Source organism: Achromobacter sp. UBA4530 (assembly GCF_002388205.1).
Classification (GTDB): Bacteria; Pseudomonadota; Gammaproteobacteria; order Burkholderiales; family Burkholderiaceae_B; genus Achromobacter; species Achromobacter animicus.
In genome coordinates this window covers 42,134-64,418 of the sequence record NZ_DGMA01000032.1, presented here as the reverse complement: position 1 = coordinate 64,418, position 22,285 = coordinate 42,134, and the positions used below count along the sequence as shown (strand labels likewise).

Annotated in this window: 23 protein-coding genes and 1 tRNA gene; 12 read left to right on the top strand and 12 right to left on the bottom strand. The window is 66.3% G+C overall.

Features of this window, described 5'->3' with window-relative positions:
* Positions 1–35: 35 nt before the first annotated feature.
* On the bottom strand, positions 36–713 hold the full coding sequence (locus tag B2W22_RS23295) for a tellurite resistance TerB family protein (RefSeq protein WP_175139099.1): 678 nt from the start codon (positions 711–713) through the stop codon (positions 36–38).
* Between the two features lie 209 nt (positions 714–922).
* On the opposite strand from B2W22_RS23295, the gene B2W22_RS23290 reads away from it, so the two are divergent.
* A complete protein-coding gene (locus tag B2W22_RS23290; protein WP_056327870.1) occupies positions 923–1,321 on the top strand; it encodes an OsmC family protein in 399 nt (132 codons plus the stop codon).
* A gap of 81 nt (positions 1,322–1,402) precedes the next feature.
* On the opposite strand, the gene fabI is transcribed toward B2W22_RS23290, so the two are convergent.
* The 3 genes from fabI to gloB all read right to left on the bottom strand — a co-directional run bounded on the left by fabI (position 1,403) and on the right by gloB (position 4,576).
* The gene (fabI, locus tag B2W22_RS23285; protein WP_286939692.1) at positions 1,403–2,188 is read right to left on the bottom strand and encodes an enoyl-ACP reductase FabI; all 786 of its coding nucleotides are present in this window, start codon (positions 2,186–2,188) and stop codon (positions 1,403–1,405) included.
* A gap of 140 nt (positions 2,189–2,328) precedes the next feature.
* Entirely contained in the window at positions 2,329–3,747 is a 1,419-nt protein-coding gene (locus tag B2W22_RS23280) for a transglycosylase SLT domain-containing protein (RefSeq protein WP_175139097.1), read from the bottom strand.
* Positions 3,748–3,754: 7 nt separating this feature from the next.
* Positions 3,755–4,576, bottom strand: coding sequence for a hydroxyacylglutathione hydrolase (gene gloB, locus B2W22_RS23275; RefSeq protein ID WP_286939691.1), 822 nt, complete (start codon positions 4,574–4,576; stop codon positions 3,755–3,757).
* Positions 4,577–4,596: 20 nt separating this feature from the next.
* On the opposite strand from gloB, the gene B2W22_RS23270 reads away from it, so the two are divergent.
* From B2W22_RS23270 to B2W22_RS23240, 7 genes are all read left to right on the top strand, one after another.
* A complete protein-coding gene (locus B2W22_RS23270) occupies positions 4,597–5,376 on the top strand; it encodes a class I SAM-dependent methyltransferase (RefSeq protein ID WP_175139096.1) in 780 nt (259 codons plus the stop codon).
* Between the two features lie 50 nt (positions 5,377–5,426).
* Positions 5,427–5,888 (top strand): ribonuclease HI, encoded by a 462-nt coding sequence (gene rnhA / locus B2W22_RS23265; RefSeq protein ID WP_286939690.1) that lies wholly within the window; start codon positions 5,427–5,429, stop codon positions 5,886–5,888.
* Between the two features lie 198 nt (positions 5,889–6,086).
* A complete protein-coding gene (locus B2W22_RS23260) occupies positions 6,087–7,169 on the top strand; it encodes an efflux RND transporter periplasmic adaptor subunit (RefSeq protein ID WP_286939689.1) in 1,083 nt (360 codons plus the stop codon).
* A gap of 30 nt (positions 7,170–7,199) precedes the next feature.
* Positions 7,200–10,298 carry an efflux RND transporter permease subunit gene (locus tag B2W22_RS23255; protein ID WP_286939688.1) on the top strand — a complete coding sequence of 1,033 codons (3,099 nt, stop codon included), beginning with the start codon at positions 7,200–7,202 and terminating at the stop codon, positions 10,296–10,298.
* A gap of 44 nt (positions 10,299–10,342) precedes the next feature.
* On the top strand, positions 10,343–11,068 hold the full coding sequence (gene dnaQ, locus B2W22_RS23250; RefSeq protein WP_175125405.1) for a DNA polymerase III subunit epsilon: 726 nt from the start codon (positions 10,343–10,345) through the stop codon (positions 11,066–11,068).
* Between the two features lie 61 nt (positions 11,069–11,129).
* Positions 11,130–11,204, top strand: a tRNA-Val gene (locus B2W22_RS23245).
* A 294-nt stretch (positions 11,205–11,498) separates the two neighbouring features.
* The gene (locus tag B2W22_RS23240) at positions 11,499–11,666 is read left to right on the top strand and encodes a hypothetical protein (protein WP_175125403.1); all 168 of its coding nucleotides are present in this window, start codon (positions 11,499–11,501) and stop codon (positions 11,664–11,666) included.
* A 35-nt stretch (positions 11,667–11,701) separates the two neighbouring features.
* On the opposite strand, the gene B2W22_RS23235 is transcribed toward B2W22_RS23240, so the two are convergent.
* From B2W22_RS23235 to B2W22_RS23215, 5 genes are all read right to left on the bottom strand, one after another.
* On the bottom strand, positions 11,702–12,169 hold the full coding sequence (locus B2W22_RS23235; protein ID WP_286939686.1) for a YaiI/YqxD family protein: 468 nt from the start codon (positions 12,167–12,169) through the stop codon (positions 11,702–11,704).
* 5 nt (positions 12,170–12,174) lie between these two features.
* On the bottom strand, positions 12,175–12,441 hold the full coding sequence (locus B2W22_RS23230) for a hypothetical protein (RefSeq protein WP_286939685.1): 267 nt from the start codon (positions 12,439–12,441) through the stop codon (positions 12,175–12,177).
* A 42-nt stretch (positions 12,442–12,483) separates the two neighbouring features.
* The gene (locus B2W22_RS23225) at positions 12,484–13,980 is read right to left on the bottom strand and encodes a TAXI family TRAP transporter solute-binding subunit (RefSeq protein ID WP_286939683.1); all 1,497 of its coding nucleotides are present in this window, start codon (positions 13,978–13,980) and stop codon (positions 12,484–12,486) included.
* Between the two features lie 2 nt (positions 13,981–13,982).
* Positions 13,983–15,191: a sodium/glutamate symporter gene (gltS, locus tag B2W22_RS23220; protein WP_175186380.1), complete on the bottom strand. Its 1,209-nt coding sequence runs from the start codon at positions 15,189–15,191 to the stop codon at positions 13,983–13,985.
* 156 nt (positions 15,192–15,347) lie between these two features.
* On the bottom strand, positions 15,348–15,875 hold the full coding sequence (locus B2W22_RS23215; RefSeq protein ID WP_279974998.1) for a GNAT family N-acetyltransferase: 528 nt from the start codon (positions 15,873–15,875) through the stop codon (positions 15,348–15,350).
* Positions 15,876–16,025: 150 nt separating this feature from the next.
* Here B2W22_RS23215 and B2W22_RS23210 point away from each other — a divergent pair, with 150 nt between their 5' ends.
* Both B2W22_RS23210 and B2W22_RS23205 read left to right on the top strand, forming a co-directional pair.
* A complete protein-coding gene (locus tag B2W22_RS23210; protein WP_175125391.1) occupies positions 16,026–17,072 on the top strand; it encodes a glycosyltransferase family 2 protein in 1,047 nt (348 codons plus the stop codon).
* 2 nt (positions 17,073–17,074) lie between these two features.
* Complete coding sequence (locus B2W22_RS23205) at positions 17,075–18,658, top strand: ArnT family glycosyltransferase (RefSeq protein ID WP_286939735.1); 1,584 nt, start codon at positions 17,075–17,077, stop codon at positions 18,656–18,658.
* Here B2W22_RS23205 and B2W22_RS23200 read toward each other — a convergent pair.
* Entirely contained in the window at positions 18,618–19,013 is a 396-nt protein-coding gene (locus tag B2W22_RS23200) for a GtrA family protein (protein ID WP_175186381.1), read from the bottom strand. The two genes, B2W22_RS23205 and B2W22_RS23200, sit on opposite strands and share 41 nt — an antisense overlap.
* Positions 19,014–19,049: 36 nt before the next feature.
* On the opposite strand from B2W22_RS23200, the gene B2W22_RS23195 reads away from it, so the two are divergent.
* Positions 19,050–19,916 (top strand): ChbG/HpnK family deacetylase, encoded by an 867-nt coding sequence (locus tag B2W22_RS23195; protein WP_175186382.1) that lies wholly within the window; start codon positions 19,050–19,052, stop codon positions 19,914–19,916.
* Here the strand turns inward: B2W22_RS23195 and B2W22_RS23190 are convergent.
* Positions 19,903–20,766, bottom strand: a complete 864-nt coding sequence (locus B2W22_RS23190) for a LysR family transcriptional regulator (RefSeq protein WP_175125386.1) — start codon at positions 20,764–20,766, stop codon at positions 19,903–19,905. The genes B2W22_RS23195 and B2W22_RS23190 overlap by 14 nt on opposite strands.
* A 110-nt stretch (positions 20,767–20,876) precedes the next feature.
* Between B2W22_RS23190 and B2W22_RS23185 the strand changes: the two genes are divergently transcribed.
* A complete protein-coding gene (locus B2W22_RS23185; protein ID WP_191578168.1) occupies positions 20,877–21,338 on the top strand; it encodes a multidrug/biocide efflux PACE transporter in 462 nt (153 codons plus the stop codon).
* A 7-nt stretch (positions 21,339–21,345) separates the two neighbouring features.
* On the opposite strand, the gene B2W22_RS23180 is transcribed toward B2W22_RS23185, so the two are convergent.
* On the bottom strand, positions 21,346–22,233 hold the full coding sequence (locus B2W22_RS23180; RefSeq protein WP_286939678.1) for an alpha/beta hydrolase: 888 nt from the start codon (positions 22,231–22,233) through the stop codon (positions 21,346–21,348).
* Positions 22,234–22,285: the final 52 nt, after the last annotated feature.

The window sequence follows — 22,285 nt, the reverse complement described above, 5'->3', positions numbered from 1 at the left end:
GGCTGAAACTACGGTTGCAGCGTCAGCCGCTGCTATCAGACAGCCGCTTTGGCGTGCTGCTCCAATTGCTCCTTCAGGCCCGGTTCCAGCTTGAGCTGACGCGCCAGCTCATCCAGGTACGCGCGCTCCATGTAGCTTTCCTCGTCCACGACGAGCAGGCTGGCCAGGTACATTTCCGCCGCCATTTCGGGCGTCTTGGCTGACTGGGCGATCACGCTGGGATCCAGCGGGCGGGACAGCTCGGCTTCCAGCCAGCGGCGGTCCTGGGCGTCGGATGACAGCTTGGCCAGTTCCGTTTCCAGCAGGGTTTTTTCCTCGGGACCGATGTGGCCGTCGGCCTTGGCCGCGCCGATCATGGCGGTGAGGACGGCGTTGCTATGCTGTTCGGCCTCGGGGGCGGGCAGGCGGTCCAGCGTCTGGGGCGGGGCAGTGGGCGCGCCCGCCTGCTTGCGCTGCCAGTCGCCGTAGGCGCGATAGGCCAATGCGCCCAGCGCGGCCATGCCGCCGTACATGGCGACCTTGCCGCCGATCTTGCGGGCCTTCTTGCTGCCCATCAAGAGGCCTAGGGCGCCTGCGCCCAGGGCGCCGCCGCCCAAGCCGGAAAGCAGGGACGATCCCTTGCCGCCGGTGGCGTTCTGCACGCGGTTCGTCGTGTCGGAAAGCAGCCCTTGTCCGGACTGCAACAGTTGATCAAGTAATTGCCGGGCGCTCATGCGGCCTCCTGTAAAACGATCGGTCAGGGATATCGGACCGTGGCCGTCGCAGGAAGTTCAGCTAACCGTCAGGCGGTTGATCCGGCCCCGGAAGGCTGCGGCAAGTGCTACAACCGTCCTTGTCGCCGGCCGACCGGCCGCCCCATGCACAGGCGCAGCCAGATCATCCAAGGCTGTCCCTGGTAGTCCCAACACAGGAGAACCGATCCATGAGCATCCGCGTGCGCCAGAATGCGCCCCAGTCTCTGCAATTCACCGCAACGGCCGAAGGCCACGACCTGCCGCTGGACATGCCCAAGCCGCAAGGCGAGGGGCCGGATCCCCACGACTACTTCGATACCGCGCTGGGCGGCTGCAAGGCGATGACGCTGATGGTCTACGCGCAGCGCAAGGGCCTGCCGCTGGAATCGGTGGGGGTGGAAGTGGTGCGCGATGCCAGCGAGGAACGCCGTGGCATCTACCGCCTGACTGCCAAGCTGACGCTGCACGGCGAGTTGTCCGATGCGCAGATCGACGAATTGCTGGCCGTGGCCGAGAAGTGCCCGATCCACAAGCTGATGACGGCGGTGGACGTGCAGGTGTCCACGCTGATCGTGCGGCCGGACTGAGAAACCGGAAATTTGAGAAGGGGCCGGAGAAACCGGCCCCGTTCGACAAGGCGGGGCGCCAGGCCCCGTCCCAAGAAAGTCTTACTCTTCCATGCCCGGAACGATGGTCGAGAAGCCGCCGTCCACGTGGGTGATCTCGCCGGTCACGCCGGCAGCCAGGTCCGACAGCATGAAGGCCGCGACGTTGCCGACGTCTTCGATGGTGATGTTGCGGCGCAGGGGGGACTGGTTTTCCACGAACTTCAGGATGGCCGAGAAGTCCTTGATGCCGCTGGCGGCCAGGGTCTTGATCGGGCCGGCGGAGATGCCGTTGGCACGGATGCCGCGCGGGCCCAGCGCCGTGGCCAGGTAGCGCACGCTGGCTTCAAGCGACGCCTTGGCCAGACCCATCGTGTTGTAGTTGGGAACCACGCGCTCGGCGCCCAGGTACGTCAGCGTCAGCACGGAACCGTTGCGGCCTTCCATCAGGGGCAGCGCGGCCTTGGCCATGGCGGCAAAGCTGTAGGCCGAAATGTCGTGGGCGATGCGAAAGCCTTCGCGCGACAGGCCGTCCAGGAAGTTGCCGGCAATGGCTTCACGCGGGGCGAAGCCAATGGAGTGGACCAGGCCGTCCAGGCCGTCCCAGCGCTTGCCCAGTTCGGCGAAGGCGCCGTCGATCTGGCTGTCTTCGGCCACGTCGCAGGGCAGCACGATGTTGCTGCCGAATTCGGCGGCGAATTCGCTGACGCGGTCCTTGAAGCGGTCGCCCACGTAGGTGAACGCCAGTTCGGCGCCTTGCTGATGACAGGCGCGCGCGATGCCGTAGGCGATGGAACGGTTGGAAAGCACCCCGGTGACCAGGATGCGCTTGCCGGCAAGAAAGCCCATAGATGTGTCCTTGAAATTTTTCCCTTCTGGAGGCCGCCTATTTTAGGGAATTTGGCGGTCCAGCGGGCAAGACGGCGCGGCCCCCTTGCGGGGTGCCGCGCCGGGGTGTCGCGCCAAGGGTGCGGCGATTGTGGCGGGGGTTACCCGCGCGCGTTTGTGCCCGGCACGCGGAGCTGCGTGCCGATCTTCAGGGCACTGCCCTTGATGTTGTTGAGCGCACGCAGCGCGTCGACCGTGGTGCCGTATTGCTTGGCCAGCGAGAACAGGGTGTCGCCCTGGCGGACCTTGTGGCTGCGGACGTTGGGGCGGGCGCTGGAAACGCGGGCGGCGGGCGCCTGCGTGGTGCGGCCACGCGGGGCGGCGGCCTTGTTGTCCTGCGGCGCCGCGTCCAGCGCGCCCACCGGCGGGGCCAGCGATGCGATCTGCACGCCGCCCGTGCCGGGGTCGCCCGGCACCAGCAGCGCCTGGCCGTTCGCGGATTTCTGGCGGCGGCTGATGTCGTTGGTCTCGCGCAGCGAGGCTTCGGATACGCCAAAGCGCTTGGCGATGGCCGCGTAGGACTCGCCGCGCCGGGAGTGGTAGACCTTCCAGGCGGACAGGTCGCCCTTGTAGTTGGTGAGGTTGGCGTTGAAGATTTCAACGCGGTCGGCCGGCAGCAGCAGGGTGGGGCCGTGGTCGCCGCGGATGACCGGGCGGTTGAAGGACGGGTTCAGGGCCTTGAATTCGTCCAGCGGCATTTCGGCCAGCTTGGCGGCGATTTCAAGGTCGATGTCGCTGTTCTTCTGCACCGTCACGAAGTACGGGGTGTTGCCCACGGGCGGCAGGGCCACGGCATAGCGCTGCGGATCCGCAATGATGTTCTTGATGGCCTGCAGCTTGGGCACGTAGTTGCGGGTCTCGTCCGGCATGTTCAGCGACAGGTAGTCGGTGTTCTGGCCGGCGGCCTCGTTCTTGGCCATGGCGCGCTGCACCGAGCCTTCGCCCCAGTTGTAAGAGGCCAGGGCGAGGTACCAGTCGCCCTGCATTTCAAACAGCTTTTCCAGGTAGTCCAGGGCCGCGTTGGTCGAGGCGATGGGATCGCGACGCTCGTCGCGCCACCAGTCCTGCTTCAGGTTGAAATGCTGGCCCGTGGCCGGCACGAACTGCCACAGGCCCGAAGCCTGCGCGCGGGACAGGGCCGTCGGGTTGTACGCGCTTTCCACGAAGGGCAGCAGCGCCAGCTCGGTCGGCAGACCGCGGCGGTTGATCTCGTCGACGATGAAATACAGGTACTTGCCCGCGCGTTCCGCCATGCGCTGCACCGCCTCGGGGTGGGACGCGTAGTAGTCGGTCCACTGCTTGGAGAGGTCGGTATTCAGGTTGGGGATCGCGAAACCGCGGCGGATGCGGTCCCAGGCGTCGGCCGGCGGGTTGGTCAGGTCGATCGTGCGGGAAGTGTCCCGGGCGATGTATCGGCCTTGGGAATTGGTGGTGAGGTTCTTGCTATCGGGGGCTTTGGTTCCTGCGCAACCGGCGAGGACTGCCAGCATGAGCGGCAGAAGGAGTCGGGATAGATTCATCAGGTGGTCACTTGAAATCGTTCTTCCATTCACGAAGGGAGGCAAAAACCTCTACCGGCGTTTGCTGGTGGCGTCCGGCCCAGCTTGCGGCGGCCTGGACGACGTCGGGCTGCTGCGTGCGCAAGAACGGATTGGTCGCGCGTTCCTGGCCGATGGTCGAAGGAAGCGTGGGGTGACCATCCGCGCGTAATTGCTGGGCCCGCAGGTGCCACGTTTGCAGGTCGCGGTTGGCCGGTTCGACGGCCGATGCCCAGCGAAGGTTCGCTAGAGTGTACTCGTGTGCGCAAAAAACTTTTGTATCCGGCGGTAAAGCGGAAAATTTTTCCAAGGAATCAAACATTTGCGCTGGGGTGCCTTCGAAAAGCCGGCCACAGCCCCCCGCGAAAAGCGTGTCGCCACAGAACAGCGTGTGCTCGACGCCGGCCGCGCGGCCGGCATAGGCGATGTGCCCGGCGGTGTGGCCCGGGACGTCCAGCACGGTCAGGTCCAGGTCCAGTTCCGGCAGCGTCACGCGGTCGCCTTCGGCCAGACGGACGTCGCAGCGCGGCAGCTTTTCGCGCGCCGGACCATATACGGTGATGCCCTCGATGCGGGACAATTCGAGCACGCCGCCCACATGGTCGCCATGGTGGTGCGTGAGTAGAATGGCGCGCAGCTTCAAGCCATGCTGATCCAGGAACTGCAACACGGGGCCGGCTTCGCCGGGGTCCACGACAGCCGCCAGGCCGTCCTGGACGATTGCCCAGATGTAGTTGTCGGAAAAGGCTGGCAAAGGCAAGACCGCGGCGTTGCGTTCGCGGCCGCCTGCGGGGGCGGTCAAGGCTTGCATGGGATTCGAAGGAAAAAAACGTGGCAGAAGAAACTCCGCCGATTGTAGAACTGGCCGAATGGTTCCAGACGCCGCCGGGCCAGTACGTGCTGGCCTGGGAACGGGCCCAGTTCGACGCGGCCGTCGCGGATGTCTTCGGATATTACGCCTGGCAGGTCGGCCTTGCCGACCTGAACCTGTTGCGGGCGAACCGGATGCCGTTCAAGGGCTATGTGGGCACCGAGACCCCTGCGCCGGAGAACATGCCTGGCTGGCAGTCGCGCGTGGTCGTCGCAGAGCCCGAGGCCCTGCCGTTCGAATCGCAAAGCGTCGACCTCCTGATCCTGCCGCACACCTTCGAACTCACGCCCGATCCCCACAACGTGCTGCGCGAGGTCGAGCGCGTGCTGGTGCCCGAGGGGCGGGTCGTCATTTCGGGGTTCAATCCCTGGAGCATGTGGGGCGCGCGCACCCGCATGCCCGGCATGGAGCCCTGGCTGCCGCAGCCGCCGTCGTCCCAGGTGTCGCTGGTGCGGCTCAAGGACTGGTTCAAGCTGCTGTCGCTGGAGGTCGATGAAAGCCAGTTCGGTTGCTACGCGCCGGCCTGCCGCAGCGAAAAATGGCTGCAGCGCTGGGGCTTCCTGGAATCCGCCGGCGCCCGCTGGTGGAGCCTGGGCGGGGCGGTTTACATGGTCTCGGCGGTCAAGCGCGTGACCGGCATGCGTATCATCGGGCCTGCCTGGAAGACCAAACCCAAGCGCGCACGCGCGGCGTCGGTGGTGGTCAACCGCCAGGCGGACGACGGCTTCGACCCCTCCTGAACGGCCGGGCCGGCCTCACATTGCAAGAACAAGGACACGCACGCAGCACCATGCAGGACAACAAAGCGAACGATCAGAAAGTGGAAATGTGGACCGACGGCGCCTGCAAGGGCAATCCGGGTCCCGGCGGCTGGGGCGTGCTGATGCGCGCCGGCGCGCACGAAAAGACGCTGCATGGCGGCGAACTCCAGACCACCAACAACCGGATGGAACTGCTGGCGGTCATCGAAGGCCTGCGCGCCCTCAAGCGCCCGTGCGTCGTCATCATCCACACCGACTCGCAATACGTCATGAAGGGCATGACCGAGTGGCTGGCCAACTGGAAACGGCGCGGCTGGATCACCGCCGAGAAAAAGCCGGTCAAGAATGCCGAGCTCTGGCAGGCGCTGGATGAGCAGGTGCAGCGGCACACGGTGTCGTGGCGCTGGGTTCGCGGTCACGCGGGCGACCCCGGCAACGAGCGCGCCGACCAGCTTGCCAACATGGGCGTCGACGTCGCGCGCCGCGCCTGACCGGAATCGGCCGCCCCGCCGGCATCCGGAAATACCCTCAAATCGGCCCACTAGGGCAGATTTAGTTCTTTCATCGCGCTTCAGGATTGTTCCAGTATGTAAATCCGGGTGCTAAAGTGCCTTCCCTTCCTCCAGTTCCTGCGGCGACGTCCGAGTGGGGCATGCCCGGTCCGCGCCGCAACACCGCCACTTTCGCGCATGAAAAAAGCTGTACTGCTGGCCGCCGTCGCGGCAGGGTTGGCCGCGGGGGCCGCGCTCGGCGTGTTTGTGCCGCGCTGGCTGGCGCCGTCCGCCGCTCCCGCCCCGGTCACCACCAAATCTCAAGCCGCGCCCGCCGCGCCGTCCCGCGTGGCCGTGGCCGCCGTTCAGGAAATCCCCTTTGCACGCGGCCTGTCCGCAGTGGGCAGCCTGCGTTCCGATGAGTCCGTCGTCCTGCGCCCCGAAGTGGCCGGGCGCATCCAGGCCATTGATTTCAAGGAAGGCCAGCCCGTCAAGCAGGGTCAGTTGCTCATCCGCCTGGAAGATTCGGTGCCGCGCGCTGAACTTGCGCAGGCGCGCGCGAACCTCACGCTGGCGCAAAGCCATTACCGCCGCGCCGTCGAGCTGCAGGGCAAGGGCTTCGTCAGCCAGCAGGCGCGCGACGAGTCGGCCAGCACGCTGAAGGTGCAAGAGGCCGCCGTGGCGCTGGCCCAGGCGCGGCTCGACAAGATGACGATTACCGCGCCGTTCGCGGGCATCGTCGGCCTGCGCAGCGTTTCGGTCGGCGACTACGTGAACCAGGGCCAGGACCTGGCGCCGCTCGAGGCGATCGATCCGCTCAAAGTGGATTTCCGCGTGCCCGAGATGTACTTGAGCAAGGTGCGGGTCGGCCAGCAACTGACGCTGCGCCTGGACGCCTTGCCCGGCCAGGAGCGCCGGGGACTCGTCTACGCGGTCAGCCCGCTGGTCGACGCGGGCGGCCGGTCGATCCTGCTGCGCGCCACCGTGGCCAACCAGGACGGCGTGCTGCGCCCCGGCATGTTCGCGCGGGTGCAACTGCTGTTCAACGAGGACAAGGCGCTGGTCGCGCCCGAGGCCGCGCTATCGCCGTCGGGCGAAACGCAGTACGTTTACCGGGTCGAGAACGGCGTGGCGCATCGGCGCGAAGTGACCATCGGCGAGCGCCGCGAGGGCCGTGTCGAGATCCTGACCGGCGTCGCCCTGAACGACCAGCTGGTGGTCTCGGGCCTGCAGCGCGTGACCGATGGCGCGCCCGTGACCATCGTGGGCAACGGCCAATAGCCGGCCCCTTACCCTTTCAGCGATAGCGCCATGCGTATCTCGGAAACCTGTATCAAGCGCCCGGTGTTCGCGTCGGTCCTGTCGCTGATCATCGTGCTGATCGGCCTGATCTCGTATTCGCGCCTGACGGTGCGCGAATACCCCAAGATCGACGAACCCATCGTGTCGGTCGACACCACGTACAAGGGCGCCTCACCCGAGGTGATCGAATCGCAGGTGACCAAGCCGCTGGAAGACCAGCTGGCCGGCATCGAAGGCGTCAACGTGATGACCTCGCGCAGCCGGTCAGAGCGCAGCCAGATCAACATCAAGTTCAACCTGACGCGCGACCCGGACGCCGCGGCGGCCGAAGTCCGCGACAAGGTCTCGCGCGCGCGGCGCTTTCTGCCGGATGAGATCGACGAGCCCATCATCGGCAAGGTCGAGGCGGATTCCCAGCCCATCATCTACATCGCGGTGGAATCCGGATCGTTCTCGGCCATCCAGACGTCCGACTACATCAACCGCTATATCAAGACCCGTCTGTCGGTGCTGCCGGGGGCGGCCGAGGTGCGCGTCTTTGGCGAGCGGCTGCCGTCCATGCGCATCTACGTCGACCGCGACAAGCTGGCCGCGTACGGCCTGACGGTGCAGGACGTCGAAGCCGCGCTGCGCAGCCAGAACGTGGAAATTCCGGCGGGGCGCATTGAATCGCGCGCGCGGGAATTCTCGGTGGTGTCCGCGACCGATCTGCAGACTCCGGCCCAGTTTGAGGACGTGATCGTCGCCAACGTGAAGGGCTATCCGGTGCGGATGCGCGACGTGGCCAAGGTCGAGATCGCCGCCGCCAATGACCGCATCCTGTCCCGCTTCAATGGCAAGCCCGCCATCAACATCGGCGTCACCCGGCAGTCCACGGCCAACCCATTGGAACTGTCCAAGGCGGCCCGCCAGGAAGTCGCCCGGCTGAACGAGACGCTGCCCGCCGGCATGAAGCTGAACATCGCGTACGACTCGTCGGTGTTCATCGAGCGGTCCATCGATTCCGTGTTCCACACCATCGTTGAAGCCATCGTGCTGGTGGTGCTGGTGATCTTCTTCTTCCTGCGCAACCTGCGCGCCAGCATCATTCCCATCGTCACCATCCCGGTGTCGCTGGTGGGCGCATGCGCGCTGATGTACCTGTTCGGCTTTTCCATCAACACGCTGACCCTGCTGGCCATGGTGCTGGCGATCGGCCTGGTGGTGGACGACGCGATCGTGGTCCTGGAGAACATCTACCGCCACATCGAGGACGGGATGCCACGCAAGGAAGCGGCGCTGCGCGGCTCCAAGGAAATCGGCTTTGCGGTGGTCGCCATGACCATGACGCTGGTCACCGTATATGCGCCGCTGGCGTTCGCCACGGGGCGCACCGGCCGGCTGTTCATTGAATTTGCGCTGGCGCTGGCCGGCGCGGTGCTGGTGTCGGGCTTCGTGGCGCTGACGCTCACGCCCATGATGTGTTCCGTGCTGTTGCGGCACGAGACCAGCCATAGCCGCTGGTACAACCTGATCGAAGGCTGGCTGAACGGCATGAGCAACGGCTATCGCCGCATGCTGGGCGCGTCGCTGCGGCATCGTTGGATCGTCGTGGTGATCGGCCTGGCCGTGGCCGCGGGCAGCGGCGTGCTGTTCAAGGTGGTCAAGAGCGAGCTGGCGCCGGTCGAGGACCGCGGCGTGGTGTTCGGCATCGTGAACGCGCCCGAGGGCGCGACCCTGAACTACACGCTGGACAGCATGCTGGGCATCGAGAAGTTCTATGCCGACATTCCGGAAGCCAGCGGCAGCCAGGTCACGGTGGGCTTTCCCACGGTCACGGACGGCACGGCGATCCTGCGCTTGAAGCCCTGGGAAGAACGCGAGCGCAAGCAGCAGACCATCACGCAGCAACTGCAGCCGCAGTTCGCATCGCTGCCGGGCGTGCGCGCCTTCCCGACCAATCCGCCGTCGCTGGGCCAGTCGGCCCGATCCAAGCCGGTGGAGTTCATCACCATGAGCCAGGCCTCGTACGAAGAGCTGTCGCGGCTGACCCAGATTTTCCTGACCGAGCTGCGCAAGTATCCCGGCCTGCTGAACCTGGACACCGACCTGCGCCTGAACACGCCGGAGCTGCGCGTGCGCGTGGACCGCGACAAGATGGCCGACGTGGGCGCCAACGTGGACGTCGTGGGCCGCACGCTGGAGTCGATGCTGGGCGGCCGCCAGGTCACCCGCTACAAGGACGAAGGCGAGCAGTACGACGTGATCGTGCAGGTCACGCCGCGCGACCGCGCCAATCCCACCGACATTTCTGGCATCTATGTGCGCGCGCGCGACGGCAGCATGGTCCAGCTGGACAACCTGCTGGGCGTGCACGAAGGCGTGTCGCCGCAGTCGCTCAACCACTTCAACCGCCTGCGCGCCGTGAAGATCGATGCGGCTGTCGCGCCCGGCTATGCGCTGGGCGAAGTGCTGGAACACATGCACCAGGTGGCGCGTGAGGTCCTGCCCAACACGATCATCACGGACCTGGACGGCCAGTCGCGCGAGTTCCGCGATTCGTCGGGCAGCATCTATCTGGTGTTCGGCATGGCGCTGGCGTTCATTTATCTGGTGCTGGCCGCGCAGTTCGAAAGCTGGCGCAATCCGTTCATCATCATGCTGTCGGTGCCGCTGTCCATGACGGGCGCATTGCTGGCGCTGTGGCTGACGGGCGGCACGCTGTCCATCTACAGCCAGATCGGGCTAATCACGCTGGTCGGCCTGATCACCAAGCACGGCATCCTGATCGTGGAATTCACGAACCAGTTGCGCGACGAGGGCAGGGAACTGTTCGAGGCCGTGGTCGAAGCCAGCGTGCTGCGCCTGCGGCCCATTCTGATGACGACGGGCGCCATGGTCCTGGGTACCGTCCCCCTGGCGCTGTCCACGGGCGCGGGGGCGGAATCGCGGCAGCAGATCGGCTGGGTTCTGGTCGGCGGGCTGTTGCTGGGTACACTACTGACCTTGTTCGTCGTGCCGGTGGCCTACACGCTGATTGCCACCGCACGCAAGAAGCCAGGCGAGTCCGGCAGCGAAGCGCATCAACCGCATACGCCGCCGGCCTCGCAGCCTCAAGCATCGGAATAAACCCTTCGGAATAGACGCGTCGAAATCGACGCGTCGGAATCGTTATGCGCCAGATCATCTTTGACACTGAAACCACCGGACTGGACCCTGCACAGGGTCATCGCATCGTCGAAATCGGCTGCGTGGAGCTCGTCAACCGGATGGCCACGGGCAACAACCTGCACATCTATCTGAATCCGGACCGCGACAGCGACCCCGAGGCACTCGCGGTGCACGGGCTGACCACCGAGTTCCTGTCGGACAAGCCGCGCTTTTCCGAGGTCGCGGACGAATTCGTCAAGTTCATCCAGGGCGCCGAGCTGATCGCGCACAACGCCGCGTTCGACGTGAAGTTCTTCAACGCCGAGCTTGCCAAGACCGGGCGCGGTCCCATCACCGAGTTCTGCGAGACCGTCACCGACTCGCTGCTGCATGCCCGGTCGCTGTTCCCCGGCAAGCGCAACTCGCTGGACGCGCTGTGCGACCGCTTCGGCATCTCGAACGCGCACCGTACGCTGCACGGCGCATTGCTCGACTCGCAGCTTCTGGCCGAAGTCTGGCTGGCGATGACGCGCGGCCAGGACGCGCTGTTGATCGACGTGGACGACAACGCGGGCACCGGCAGCGATGGCCTGGTGCTGGCCAAGTTCGACGCATCGGGGCTGCCGGTGCTGTACGCCAACGCCGAAGAGCTGGCCGAGCACGAGGCTTACGTGGCTGCGCTGGACAAGAGCGTGGGCGGCGAGAGCATCTGGCGCAAGCTCGATGCGCCCGTGGCGGCATCCGCTTGAAAGTTTTCCCGAGGCGACTTGCGCACGTTTAAAAATTCGTGCTATTATTTCGCCTCTTTCGGGGTGGTTAGCTCAGTGGTAGAGCACTGCCTTCACACGGCAGGGGTCACTGGTTCGAACCCAGTACTACCCACCAAAGACCTTCTTGGGCTTAACAGCCTTCGAAGAGCCCCAAAAGACAACGCCCATGTCGTAGCAGTAATGCAGCAGTAATTAGCGATATCGGTTTTGTTCTTCGGGCAGTCAGTATTTCGGGCAGTAATGCTCAAGTAAAAAGCCAACCTTCATCGGTTGGCTTTTTTGTTTTCGATTCATTAATCTTCTTCTGATCTGCCGCAATCTGGCTGCTGCCGGTTGCGCCAAGCCTGTTCCACGCCTGTCTATCATCGATAAAACGGCGAATGACTGCCGAGCAAAACAGGAGAAGGCCATGGGTCCGCATACCAACACCATGCTCATCATCATCTGCACCGGCGTGGCGCTCATGTTGATCGGCTTCGGGTTTCGTGACCGCAATCTCGGCATGACCCTGATGGGCTTGGGCCTTGTCACCGCGATCGGCGCGATCATCTACAAGGCATACATCACCTTTTACTGACCGCTGATAACTGACCGCGGGCCCTGCCGGCGGAGTCAGTTTTTTTGCGCCTGCTGGCGGGCCACCCGCGCGAGCAGCGTGTCGAGCTGGTTCGCGAACGCCTTACGGTCGGACTGGCTGAACGACGACGGGCCGCCCGTGTCCACGCCGCTGGCGCGCAGTTCTTCCATCATGTCCCGCATCGCCAGCCGTTCGCGGATGGTTTCCGGCGAATAGCGTTCGCCGCGGGGATTGAGCGCCATCGCGCCTTTTTCCAGCACCTGCGCAGCCAGCGGAATGTCGCCGGTGATGACCAGGTCGCCTTTTTCCGCCCGCTCCACGATATGCGCGTCGGCCACGTCAAAGCCGCGTGGCACCTGCACGGCGCGGATCAGCGGCGACGGCGGCGTGTAGAGCGCCTGATTGGCCACGAGCGTCAAGGGCACCTGCCAGCGCTGCGCGGCGCGGAACAGGATGTCCTTGATGACGCCGGGGCACGCGTCCGCGTCGACCCAGATGTGCATCGCGTTTACTTGCTCAGCGCTTTCTCAAGCGCCTCGGCCACGAGGTCGTTGGTCGACACGCCGCGTTCGGCGGCGGCGGCGCGCAGCTTGTCGGCCTGCGCCTGCGACAGCTTCAGCGGGAAGGGCACCAGACCGGCGGCCTGATCCAGCTTGCGCTGCTCGCGGCGGTCGGGCACTTGGGACGAGGCGCCAAAACGGTCGGGCGTCGCCGATTGCTTGAGTTGGCCGGCCAGCTTGAGGGCCTGGTTCTTTTGAAGATCGAATTTGTTCATCGGAATTCCTGATAGGGAGCGCCATCATAGACGCAACGCGCGTCAGCGCGGTTCGCCGTGCTCCAGTTGGGCGATACCTTCCTCGGCGCCGTCGTGCAGCGGCACGCTCAGGCCGAGCCGGGCGGTGGCCGCCGATACCTGCGAGCCCTGCGTCGAACCGGCCGCCAGCAGGTCCTGGCCGGCCTGGTAGACCGCGCGCACGACCACAAGCGCTTCGTCGCGCGTGAGGTCGGTGGTGGTCAGCATCAGCGCCGCCACGCCCACCGTGGGGATGCGTTCCTGCTGATTGGGATACGTGCCGGCCGCGATGTCCAGCGGCATCAGCACGCTGTCGCCGGCCGTGAGGGTCTTGATGGCATCGGCGTCGAGCGGCAGCAGCTTGAGCTGCGCGGGAATCAGCGCATCGCGCAACGGCGTGGCCGGCACGCCGATCACCTGGGCGGCGGCGTCCACCGCCCCGGATTGCAGCAGCGGCAGGGCGGCAACAAACTGGGTGTCAGACACTTGGTAATCGCGCCCGGCCTGCAGGCCATGCGCAGCCAGCACAGTTTGCAGGGTAGCGCGCACGGCTGACCCTTCGGGACCCAATGCGATCGTCTTGCCCTTCAGATCTCGCACGCCACGCAGAGCGGGATCGTCGCGCACGACGATGTGGACCATCTCCGGATACAGGCTGCCCAGCGCACGCAGGCCGGGAAACGGCCCCTGACCCGCGAAGGGACCCGTGCCCTCGTAGGCCATCTGCGCGGTATCGGCCTGCGCCAGGCCGACGACGGCGTCGCCGCTGCGCAGCAATGCGATGTTGTCGGCCCCGCCGCCGGTGATGAGCGGCGACACCCGGATCTGGCGCGCGCGCGCCACGTCGCTCAGGGCGCGGGAAAAGGCCAGGTACTCGCCGCGGTCCGGACCGCCGGCCAACGGATAACCCTGCTGGAGCCGGGAAAGCCGGCCATTGATGCGCGCGACCGAGCGTTCCAGCTCCTGCTGGACCACATGCTGGGCCGTACTGGACGCGCTGTAGGTTACCGAGTGGGTGATCTGGTCGAGCGTGTCCAGCAGCTGTCGCGTGACGGGCGGCGGCGCCCCGGTGTCCAGCGACGGCGCCTCGGCCGCCTTGAAGCCTGCGGGCGTCACCAGCTTCCACGCGCCGTCCGCTTCGCGGTAGATGGCGCTGGCGTGGGCAATGATGCGATCGCCGGCCTTGTTGCCGCCGGACTTCACGCCGCTGATGCTGCGCGGACCGGCGCCCAGCAACGTCACCAGCGACGCCGCGCCGGGCTGATCCCATGCGCCCAGCGAAATGTCGCGGGTCAGTTCCAGGTCGATGTCGTAGTACACGACGCGCCGGGTTTCGCCCGCCGGGGCGGTGCTGTCCGTGGCCGACCCCATGCGCTTGAGATCTGCGATGCGGAACAGGTCCTGCCCATAGGTCGCGTCCAGGCTGCGCGTGACGTCTGCGCGCAGGGTGTCGGCATCGGGAGCGCGGCCGCACGCAGCCAGCATCGCGCACAGCAGGACAATCATGAGTCTTTTGAACATGGCTACATCCCTCCCACGAACGGCAAGGAGATCAGCGAGCTCAGGACGATCACGTTCAGGATGTCCACCAGGAAGGCGCCCGTGACCGGAACGACAATGAACGCTTCCGGCGCCGGACCGTGGCGGCGCGTGAGCGCCTGCATGTTGGCGATGGCGGTGGCGGTGGCGCCCAACGCGAAGCCGCAGAACGCCGCAGACATGATGGCGGCCTCGTAGTCGCGCTTGAGCAGCCGGAACACCACCCAGGCGGCATACAGCGCGCAGACCAGCGTCTGCACCGCCAGCATCAGCGCCAGCGGGCCGGCCAGACGCGCGACGCTGGACAGGTCCAGCGTCATCATCGTCATGCCCAGAAACAGCGATAGCGAGATCGTGCCGATGATGTCGGTGGCGCGATCGTCGAGCCGGATGCCCACCAGCGGCCCTGCGTTGCGGATGAGTACCCCGGTCGCAAGGCACCACAGGAAGTTGGGCAGGCTGACCGGGGCATCTTCCACCAGCGCTGCCAGCATGCCGCCGACGACCAGGCAGACGAACGCGGCGGTCATGGACAGGATGAACGTACCGGGGGTGGGCGGCTGATGCGTTTCATTCAGGTCGGCGGCCTGGTGGCCTTCGGCCGCGGTGTGGTCCAGGCTGCCCGACACTTTGTGGCGGCGCATGATCCATTCCGCCACGGGGCCGCCCACCACGCCGCCCAGCACCAGTCCCAGCGTCGCCGCCGTCATGGCCAGCGGCATGACGTCCTGGATGTTGTTGAAGTCGGCAAAGCGCGTCGCGTAGGCCGCGCCGGTGCCGTGACCGCCCACCAGCGTGATCGTGCCGCCCAGCAGGCCCATGAGCGGGTGCATGTCCAGCAGCCATGCCATGCCCAGCCCCACGGCGTTCTGCAGGACCAGAAACGGAATCAACGCGAGGAGAAAGGCGATGAGACGGGGCCCGCCGCGCGCCAGCAGCTTGAGGTTGGCGGTAAGCCCGATGCAGCCGAAGAACAGCAGCAGCAGCGTGGGCTTGATGCTGGTCTCCAGCGAGACGGCGACGCCGCCCCAGGTGGACAACAGATAGGCCAATACGGCGAACAGCAGGCCGCCTACGATGGGGTCCGGAATGCTGTAGCGCGCGAGAACGCCGATGCGCGTGGTCATGACCCGTCCGATGACGAGCACTAGGCAGCAGGCGAGGAGGGATTGGACGGGCGAAAGGGAGATCATATGAACCTTCGCGCCCCGCCGGGGCGCAGCAAGACTAGCTGTTCAAACCCGATGTTCAAGCCCGCTGTTCAGGCCATCTTCCGCCGCATCGTTCGCGGACTGCGAAGCTATCTTACGTCCAGGCCAGTGCACCTGTACACGGGGTGGGGGACGCCGTCAGGCGCGCAACGGGCGTGCGGCCGGGAAGGGAAAGGCGCGGGACATGTAACTGGCGCCCTCGCCGTAGCCCGCCAGTTTTTCGGCGAGACCCGGCGTCTGCGGCGCGAGCGGCGCGTAGCCATGACGCAACCAATAGCCGGCCGCCGATGCCAGCGACACCAGGCTGGCGCGCGTCAGGCCGTTGTCCATGGCGCTTGCGGCGGCGGCGCCCACCAGCGCCTGACCCACGCCCGTGCCTTGCGCCGCCGGCACGACCGCGCAGTCATGCAGAAACCAGTGATCGGCCCGCGCCGGCAGCGCGGGTAGCGGCACGTCCAGGGCGGGGGGCAGGCCCGCGTCCCACGGGTAGGAAATCAGGTAGCCCAGCAACCCGCCCGAAGACATTGGCGTGCCGGGCTGGGCAACCCAGCAATATTGCGGCGCAAGCGCGAGACGGTTCAGGAAGAAGCCGGCGCCTTCCAGCAGGAACTGAGGATAGGCAAGGGCCTGGGCCTGCAGGATGGCGTCCACATCGCTGGCCCGCATGGGACGGACTTGGTATTGCATGACAACCGGAAGACTGGAGATGCCCGCCATTTTAGCGGCCAGGTGCGGGCCGGCATTTCATGAAAATTCGACGAGCCCCTGCGCATACTGCACCGCATCGTGTCCCGCATTCCGTCATTGCAGAACCCCATGCACATCCAGTTCCGGTCCGACCCGCCAGCACCGCAGGTGTTGGCAAAATCCCTGCCGCTCAGGTCCGTGTGGCCGCCGCAGGCCGCCGACGTGCCGTATGACATCCGCGTCACGTGCGTGATTCCGTGCCTGAACGAATGCGAGAACCTGCGCGTGCTGCTGCCGCTGCTGCGCAACCGGCTCTCCGCGCTTTGCACCGGTTGGGAGATCATCGTGGCCGATGATGGCAGCACTGACGGCACGGACGCGCTGATGGCCGAATGGACCGAGCACGAAGGCTTTCGCCACGTGCAGTTGTCCCGCAATTTCGGCAAGGAGGCGGCGCTGAGCGCAGGTCTGGAAGCCGCCAGCGGCAACGTGGTCATCTGCCTGGACGCCGACCTGCAGCATCCGCCCGCGTTGATCGAGCTGATGTTGGCGCGATGGGCCGCGGGGGCCGAGATGGTGTACGCCGTGCGGCGCGACCGCGCCGACGAATCCTGGCTCAAGCGCTCGGGCGCGCGCTGGTTCTATCAGTTGCTCAGCAACGCACGCGGCGTGCAGGTGCCAGCGCACGCCGGCGACTTCCGGCTGATGGACCGCAGCGTGGTCGATGCGCTGATCGCGCTGCCCGAGCGCACCCGCTTCATGAAGGGCCTGTATGCCTGGGTCGGCTTCAAGGGAGAGGCCGTGCCCTACACGCCGGACGAGCGCATGCACGGGACCAGCACCTATAGCGGGCTGCGCCTTTTTCGCCTGGCGCTTGACGGCCTGACGGCATTCACGACGTGGCCGCTGCGCATGGTCAGCCTGGTGGGCGTGGCGTTTGCCGTGCTGGCGCTGGCCTATGCGGCCTTTCTCGTGGGCGATTACCTGATGTCCGGCAACGCTGTCTCCGGGTGGACGACCATCGTCACCGCGGTGCTGTTCTTTGCGGGCGTCAATCTGATCTCGCTGGGCGTGGTGGGCGAATACGTGGCCCGCATCTTCGACGAGGTGAAGGGTCGTCCGCTGTTCGTCGTGCGGCGCAGCCGCGGCCGACCCGCTGGCAAGGCGCAGGGCTGATGATGGCGGACTACAGCACACCGGCGCGCTCCGAATGGACCCCGCCGGCAGGACGGTTTTTGCTGGCCGTCGGCATCTGGCTGGCCTGGCTGGCGTGGATGCGGCCGCTGACCTTGCCCGATGAAGGGCGCTATGCCGGCGTGGCCTGGGACATGCTGCGCAGCGGCTCGCACGCCGTGCCGCTGCTGGACGGCATGCCGTACTTCCACAAGCCGCCGCTGTACTACTGGCTGACCGAGCTGTCGTTCTCGGTGTTCGGCGTGCATCCGTGGGCGGCGCGCGTGCCGTCTTGGCTGGCCGCCTGGGGCGCCGCCGCCGGGTTGTACGTTTTCGTGCGGCGTCATCGCGATGCGTTTGCCGCCACGCTGACCGTGCTGGCGCTTTGCACCATGCCGTTCTTCTATGGGGGCGCGCAGTTCGCCAACCTGGACATGCTGGTTGCGGGCCTCATCACGCTGTGCGTCCTGGCCGCCGCTGAAACCGCGCTGCGCGCCGAACGCGGGGAAGGGGCGCGCGGGATGGCCGTCGCTGCCGCGGCGTTGGCCGCGCTGGCCGTGCTGGCCAAAGGGCTGATCGGGTTGGTGCTGCCGGGCGCCATCCTGCTGCTCTGGCTGGTCTGGGAACGGCGGTGGCGCGGGCTGGCGGCGCTGTTCTGGCCGCCGGCGCTGCTGATGTTCGTGGCCGTCGCCGCGCCGTGGTTCGTGCTGATGCAGGTGCGGTATCCCGGCTTCTACGACTATTTCTTCGTCTATCAGCATTTCCAGCGCTTCGCCGCCAGCGGCTTCAACAACGCCCAGCCGTTCTGGTTCTATTTGCCGGTGCTGGCTGGCCTGAGCCTGCCGTGGTCATTGTGGGGCGGCGGCATCCTGCGCCGGGCCTACTGGGCACCCGGTCCCGCGCGCAGCCTGCGGCGCCTGGCGGCGGTGTGGTTCGCTGTGGTGGTGGTGTTCTTTTCATTGCCGCATTCCAAGCTGGTCGGCTATGTGCTGCCGGCATTGGCGCCGCTGGCCTTTCTGCTGGCCGAGGTCATCCTGTCGGCATGGCGCGGCCAGACCGGCGTGATGACGCCGCGGCTGGTGCGCATCAGCGCCACCGTCGCGGCGGGAATCTGCGTCATCGCGGTGGGTGTTGCGGCGTTCAATGCCCGAGGCAGCGCCGCGCCGCTGGCCACGCTGGTGCGGCAGGAGGCGCGGCCGGACGACACCTTTGTCTCGCTGCACGCCTACCCCTTCGATCTGGCGCTGTACGCGCGTGCGCCGCGGCCCACGTGGGTCGTGGACGACTGGCTCAATCCGGAAGTGCCGGTGCGCGACAACTGGCGCAAGGAACTGTACGACGCCGCCAAGTTCGATCCGGTCACCGGGGCGCAGGTGCTGGTCAGCGCGGCCCAGTTCAATGCCCGCTTGTGCGCGGCGCCCGAGGGCTCGCGGTTCTGGGTGTGGGGCAATCATGGCGACGGCGCGGTCTACACGCCGCTGCAAGGCGTGAAGCCTGCCGTCGCCAGTGCCCGGCATGCGATGTGGTTACTGCAGGCGGACGCGGCGCTTAAGAACCGGCTTTGTGCCGGAACGCCCACAGCCGGCTAGCGATGAATGTCGCGAACGCCAGGCCGATCAGAATCAGCGCCAGCAGCGTGTCGTACGGCACGTCGGTGGCGTGCAACAGCCAGGCGTAGGCCGTTTCATTGATCAAAAAACCGATCGCTGAAATGAAAAGGAAACGACGGGCCGCTACGGTCCAGGGTATGGGCGAATGTCGGAACGTGAGCCGGTAATGGCCGCTGAAGGACACCACGAAGGCGACCATCCAGCCGATCAGGTTGGCCGCCAGCGGGGGGGCGCCGAACGCTTCGACGCAGCCCACGGCAACGGCCCAATGCGTTGCCGCGGCGGCGCAACCGACGGCGATGAAAAGGCTGATTTGCCGGATGAGGGCGCGCATGTGGGATGTGGCGGACAGAAAGACGGAGAGGCGGCGATGAGCAAACGCGTCGTGGTGTGCGGTGATGATTTTGGCATGAATGCGGATGTCGACGAGGGCATGATTGCGCTGGCCGGCGTGGGGCGCGTCAGTGCGGTCAGTTGCCTGACGCTGGGACCCACCTTCGCGGCCAACGCGCCGCGTCTCGCCGCGTTGGATGTGGACATCGGCCTGCACCTGAATCTGTCGGAAACGTTGAGCGCGGGCGCCGAACCGATGCCCGCGTTGGGCGCGCTGATCCTCAAGGCCTACGCGGGCCTGCTCGACGCGGCGTGGGTCGAGGCGCAGCTTGTCCGGCAGTTCGATGCGTTCGAGGCGGTGTTCGGCCGGGCGCCGGACTATGTGGATGGACACCAGCATGTGCATCAGCTGCCCGGCATCCGCCAGCGCTTGCTGGCATTAATGGCGCGACGTTATGGCACGCAGGCGGGCGCGCAGGCGCCCTGGCTGCGCCAGACCGCGCCCGGCATGCAGTGCGGGATGCCGCTGAAGGAGTCGGTGAAGGCGCGCGTGATCGGCGCGTTGGGGGCGTCGGCGCTGGCGCGCGAGGCCCGTTCAAGCGGCTTGCGGACCAACAGGCGGCTGCTGGGCGTCTATGCGTTCGACGGCGGCAAGCGCCGCTACGCGCACTTCTTGCAGACCTGGCTGTTCAACGCGCGCGAAGGCGATCTCGTCATGTGTCATCCGGCACTGGGCAGCGAGCGGGGCAGCGCCATGGCTCGCCAGCGGCGCGCCGAATTCGACGTGCTGGCCGATCCGAGGCTGGGTGAATGGCTGCGCGCCAATGGCGTCAGCATCACGCGCCTGGCATTGACGCACGCGGAGCCCGTGTTGCCCGTGGCGGCGCGCGCTATCCCTGCGTAAGGCTTTCCAGCAGCCAGGCGCCCGCTGGTCCCAGCGCGCGGCGCGTGGACCAGACTGCGTCGACATGGATGTGGCGCGGCCAACCCGGCACCTTCAATTCCACGAGCTGGTCGCGGCCGAAGCGCTGGATCATCCAGCGCGGCAGCTCGGTCCAGCCGAAGCCCAGGCTGGCCATTTCCAACAGCATCAGATAGCCCGGCGCCGACCACGTCGAATGGGCCGGCGTGGCCTCCTTGTCGTCCAGTTCGTAGGTGCTCAGTCGCAGCTCGCGTTCGGTCTTCAGGTGATCGGCCGTGACCGACGGCAAAGTAGCCAGCGGATGCGAGCGCCCCACGCACAGGACGATTTCGGAGCGTTCCGCCAGGCACGCGTGCGCGACGTCCGGCGGATAGCTTTCCTGCGCCGCCATCAGCCCGACGTGCGCGCGGCCCTGCTGCACCAGTGCCACCACATCCTCGTATTCCGCGATCAGGCATTCGAAGCGCAGCGCCGGATAGCGCGCGTCGATCTGGCTCAGCATGGCCTCGAACGTGCGCGACTGGAACGTGTCGGACAGCACGACCGTGAGCCGGGGTTCCAGGCCTTCGGATAACTGGCTGGCGCTGCGGTTCAGGCGATCGTTGGCGGCCAGCACCTGCAAGGCCTGCCCCAGCAGCACCTTGCCGGCGGCGGTCAGGGAAGGCTGGCGCTGACTGCGGTCGAACAGCGCGACGTTCAGGTCCACCTCGAGATTGGCGATGGTCTCGCTGATGGTGGACTGGCTCTTGCCCAGCTTGCGGGCCGCAGCCGAGAACGAGCCTTCAGAGGCGACCTGGGCGAAGGCGGCGAGGGATTCGAGGGAGTGGCGCATAAGTGGCCCGGCGGTAGTTGTATCGGTTTTTCCGATGGATATTATCTTTTTCGTACCGGAAATGTCGCGGACAATGCGGTCTCTCTTCAGCATTCGACCGCAGGTGGGTCATGACCCAAGCCAAGAAAACCCTAAAAGAACGTTTCATCCACGCCTTCTTGTTCGAAATTATCGCCATCGGCCTGTGTGCGCCCGTGGCCGCGTGGGCCATGGGCAAGTCGCTGTTCGAAATGGGCGTGCTGACCGCGGTCATCGCCTGGATCGCGCTGGTCTGGAACATGATCTACAACGCTGGCTTCGACCGTGTCGAAAACCGCTTCGGCTGGACCCGTACGTTCCGCATCCGCGTACTGCATGCGTTCGGCTTCGAGTTCGGCCTGATCCTGATCGTGATTCCGCTGGCGGCCTGGTGGCTCAACATCAGCCTGTGGGAAGCCTTCGTGCTGGACATCGCGCTGGTGCTGTTCTATCTGCCCTACGCGTTCTTCTACAACCTGGCGTACGACCGCAGCCGTCCCCGCGTGATCGCGTGGCTGTCCCGCCGCAGCGGCGCCGCTGCCGCCGGCGTCTGACGCCTCGTCAACCCTTCTTGCGCTCGTATGCCTGGCTGGCGTCCTGCATGAAGGTTCTGACAGCGGTCTCGTACTGCGTGCCGCTGCGGAAGGCGCCCGAATGCGAGGCGCCTTCTATTTTCACCAGCCGCTTCAATTCCGGCGCCACGTTGCGGGCAGCGGCAAAGAGTTCGTCGCTCATGGTGTGAGGCACCACGCGGTCGGCCGTGCCGTGCATGAACAGCATGGGCGTGTGCAGCTGGGCCAGCTTGTCCACGGATGCGAACGGCTGCGTGACGAGCAGGCTGGCGCCGGGCACGCTGCCCCAGCGCAGCGTGGCCAGCATGGCGCCGATGCTGGTGAAGCTGGATTCCACGATCAGGCCCGCGAAGTCCGGTTGCTCGGGACGTGAGGCCAGGTCGATGGCGATTGCGCCGCCCAAGCTGTGTCCGTACACAAAGCGGCGCGCCGGATCGGGCTGCAGGCGCGCCAGTTCCTTCAGACCCGCCATGGCGTCCTCTAGCGCGCTGTCTTCAGAGGGCAGACGCGGCGTGGACGCACCGAAGCCGCGGTAATCGATCGCCAGTATGGAATACCCCATGCGGCTCCAGCCGTCGATGCGGAACGCGCTGCCATTCAGGTTCCAGCGCGCGCCGTGCAGGTACAGCACGGTGGGGGCGTTTTTTTTGGGGCTGGCCAGATACCAGGCGCGCACCTTGTCGCCGTTATCGAGCGTCAGGTCATAGACCTGCGTTCCCGCGGCGGGATCCCGCCACCAGGATTGCGGCTCGGACTGTGGCGAAAAAATGGTCTGGCGCTGCCAGGAATCCAGTTGGGAGCAGCCGACCACGCCGGCGGCGGCAAGCACGGCGGCGGCAAACAGGCGGCGGGCGGAGAGTCGGGGCAGGGCGGGCATGAATGATCTGACCCGGCAAGTCGGGCCGGGTTCCGGCATCAGCATACTCCGG

What these genes read in the sequence shown, in the direction of transcription:
- B2W22_RS23295 (WP_175139099.1), bottom strand. Translation starts at nt 713, where the DNA reads ATGAGCGCCCGGCAATTACTTGATCAACTGTTGCAGTCCGGACAAGGG.
- B2W22_RS23290 (WP_056327870.1), top strand. Translation starts at nt 923, where the DNA reads ATGAGCATCCGCGTGCGCCAGAATGCGCCCCAGTCTCTGCAATTCACC.
- fabI (WP_286939692.1), bottom strand. Translation starts at nt 2,188, where the DNA reads ATGGGCTTTCTTGCCGGCAAGCGCATCCTGGTCACCGGGGTGCTTTCC.
- B2W22_RS23280 (WP_175139097.1), bottom strand. Translation starts at nt 3,747, where the DNA reads ATGAATCTATCCCGACTCCTTCTGCCGCTCATGCTGGCAGTCCTCGCC.
- gloB (WP_286939691.1), bottom strand. Translation starts at nt 4,576, where the DNA reads ATGCAAGCCTTGACCGCCCCCGCAGGCGGCCGCGAACGCAACGCCGCG.
- rnhA (WP_286939690.1), top strand. Translation starts at nt 5,427, where the DNA reads ATGCAGGACAACAAAGCGAACGATCAGAAAGTGGAAATGTGGACCGAC.
- B2W22_RS23260 (WP_286939689.1), top strand. Translation starts at nt 6,087, where the DNA reads ATGAAAAAAGCTGTACTGCTGGCCGCCGTCGCGGCAGGGTTGGCCGCG.
- B2W22_RS23255 (WP_286939688.1), top strand. Translation starts at nt 7,200, where the DNA reads ATGCGTATCTCGGAAACCTGTATCAAGCGCCCGGTGTTCGCGTCGGTC.
- dnaQ (WP_175125405.1), top strand. Translation starts at nt 10,343, where the DNA reads ATGCGCCAGATCATCTTTGACACTGAAACCACCGGACTGGACCCTGCA.
- B2W22_RS23240 (WP_175125403.1), top strand. Translation starts at nt 11,499, where the DNA reads ATGGGTCCGCATACCAACACCATGCTCATCATCATCTGCACCGGCGTG.
- B2W22_RS23235 (WP_286939686.1), bottom strand. Translation starts at nt 12,169, where the DNA reads ATGCACATCTGGGTCGACGCGGACGCGTGCCCCGGCGTCATCAAGGAC.
- B2W22_RS23230 (WP_286939685.1), bottom strand. Translation starts at nt 12,441, where the DNA reads ATGAACAAATTCGATCTTCAAAAGAACCAGGCCCTCAAGCTGGCCGGC.
- B2W22_RS23225 (WP_286939683.1), bottom strand. Translation starts at nt 13,980, where the DNA reads ATGTTCAAAAGACTCATGATTGTCCTGCTGTGCGCGATGCTGGCTGCG.
- gltS (WP_175186380.1), bottom strand. Translation starts at nt 15,191, where the DNA reads ATGATCTCCCTTTCGCCCGTCCAATCCCTCCTCGCCTGCTGCCTAGTG.
- B2W22_RS23215 (WP_279974998.1), bottom strand. Translation starts at nt 15,875, where the DNA reads ATGCGGGCCAGCGATGTGGACGCCATCCTGCAGGCCCAGGCCCTTGCC.
- B2W22_RS23210 (WP_175125391.1), top strand. Translation starts at nt 16,026, where the DNA reads ATGCACATCCAGTTCCGGTCCGACCCGCCAGCACCGCAGGTGTTGGCA.
- B2W22_RS23205 (WP_286939735.1), top strand. Translation starts at nt 17,075, where the DNA reads ATGGCGGACTACAGCACACCGGCGCGCTCCGAATGGACCCCGCCGGCA.
- B2W22_RS23200 (WP_175186381.1), bottom strand. Translation starts at nt 19,013, where the DNA reads ATGCGCGCCCTCATCCGGCAAATCAGCCTTTTCATCGCCGTCGGTTGC.
- B2W22_RS23195 (WP_175186382.1), top strand. Translation starts at nt 19,050, where the DNA reads ATGAGCAAACGCGTCGTGGTGTGCGGTGATGATTTTGGCATGAATGCG.
- B2W22_RS23190 (WP_175125386.1), bottom strand. Translation starts at nt 20,766, where the DNA reads ATGCGCCACTCCCTCGAATCCCTCGCCGCCTTCGCCCAGGTCGCCTCT.
- B2W22_RS23185 (WP_191578168.1), top strand. Translation starts at nt 20,877, where the DNA reads ATGACCCAAGCCAAGAAAACCCTAAAAGAACGTTTCATCCACGCCTTC.
- B2W22_RS23180 (WP_286939678.1), bottom strand. Translation starts at nt 22,233, where the DNA reads ATGCCCGCCCTGCCCCGACTCTCCGCCCGCCGCCTGTTTGCCGCCGCC.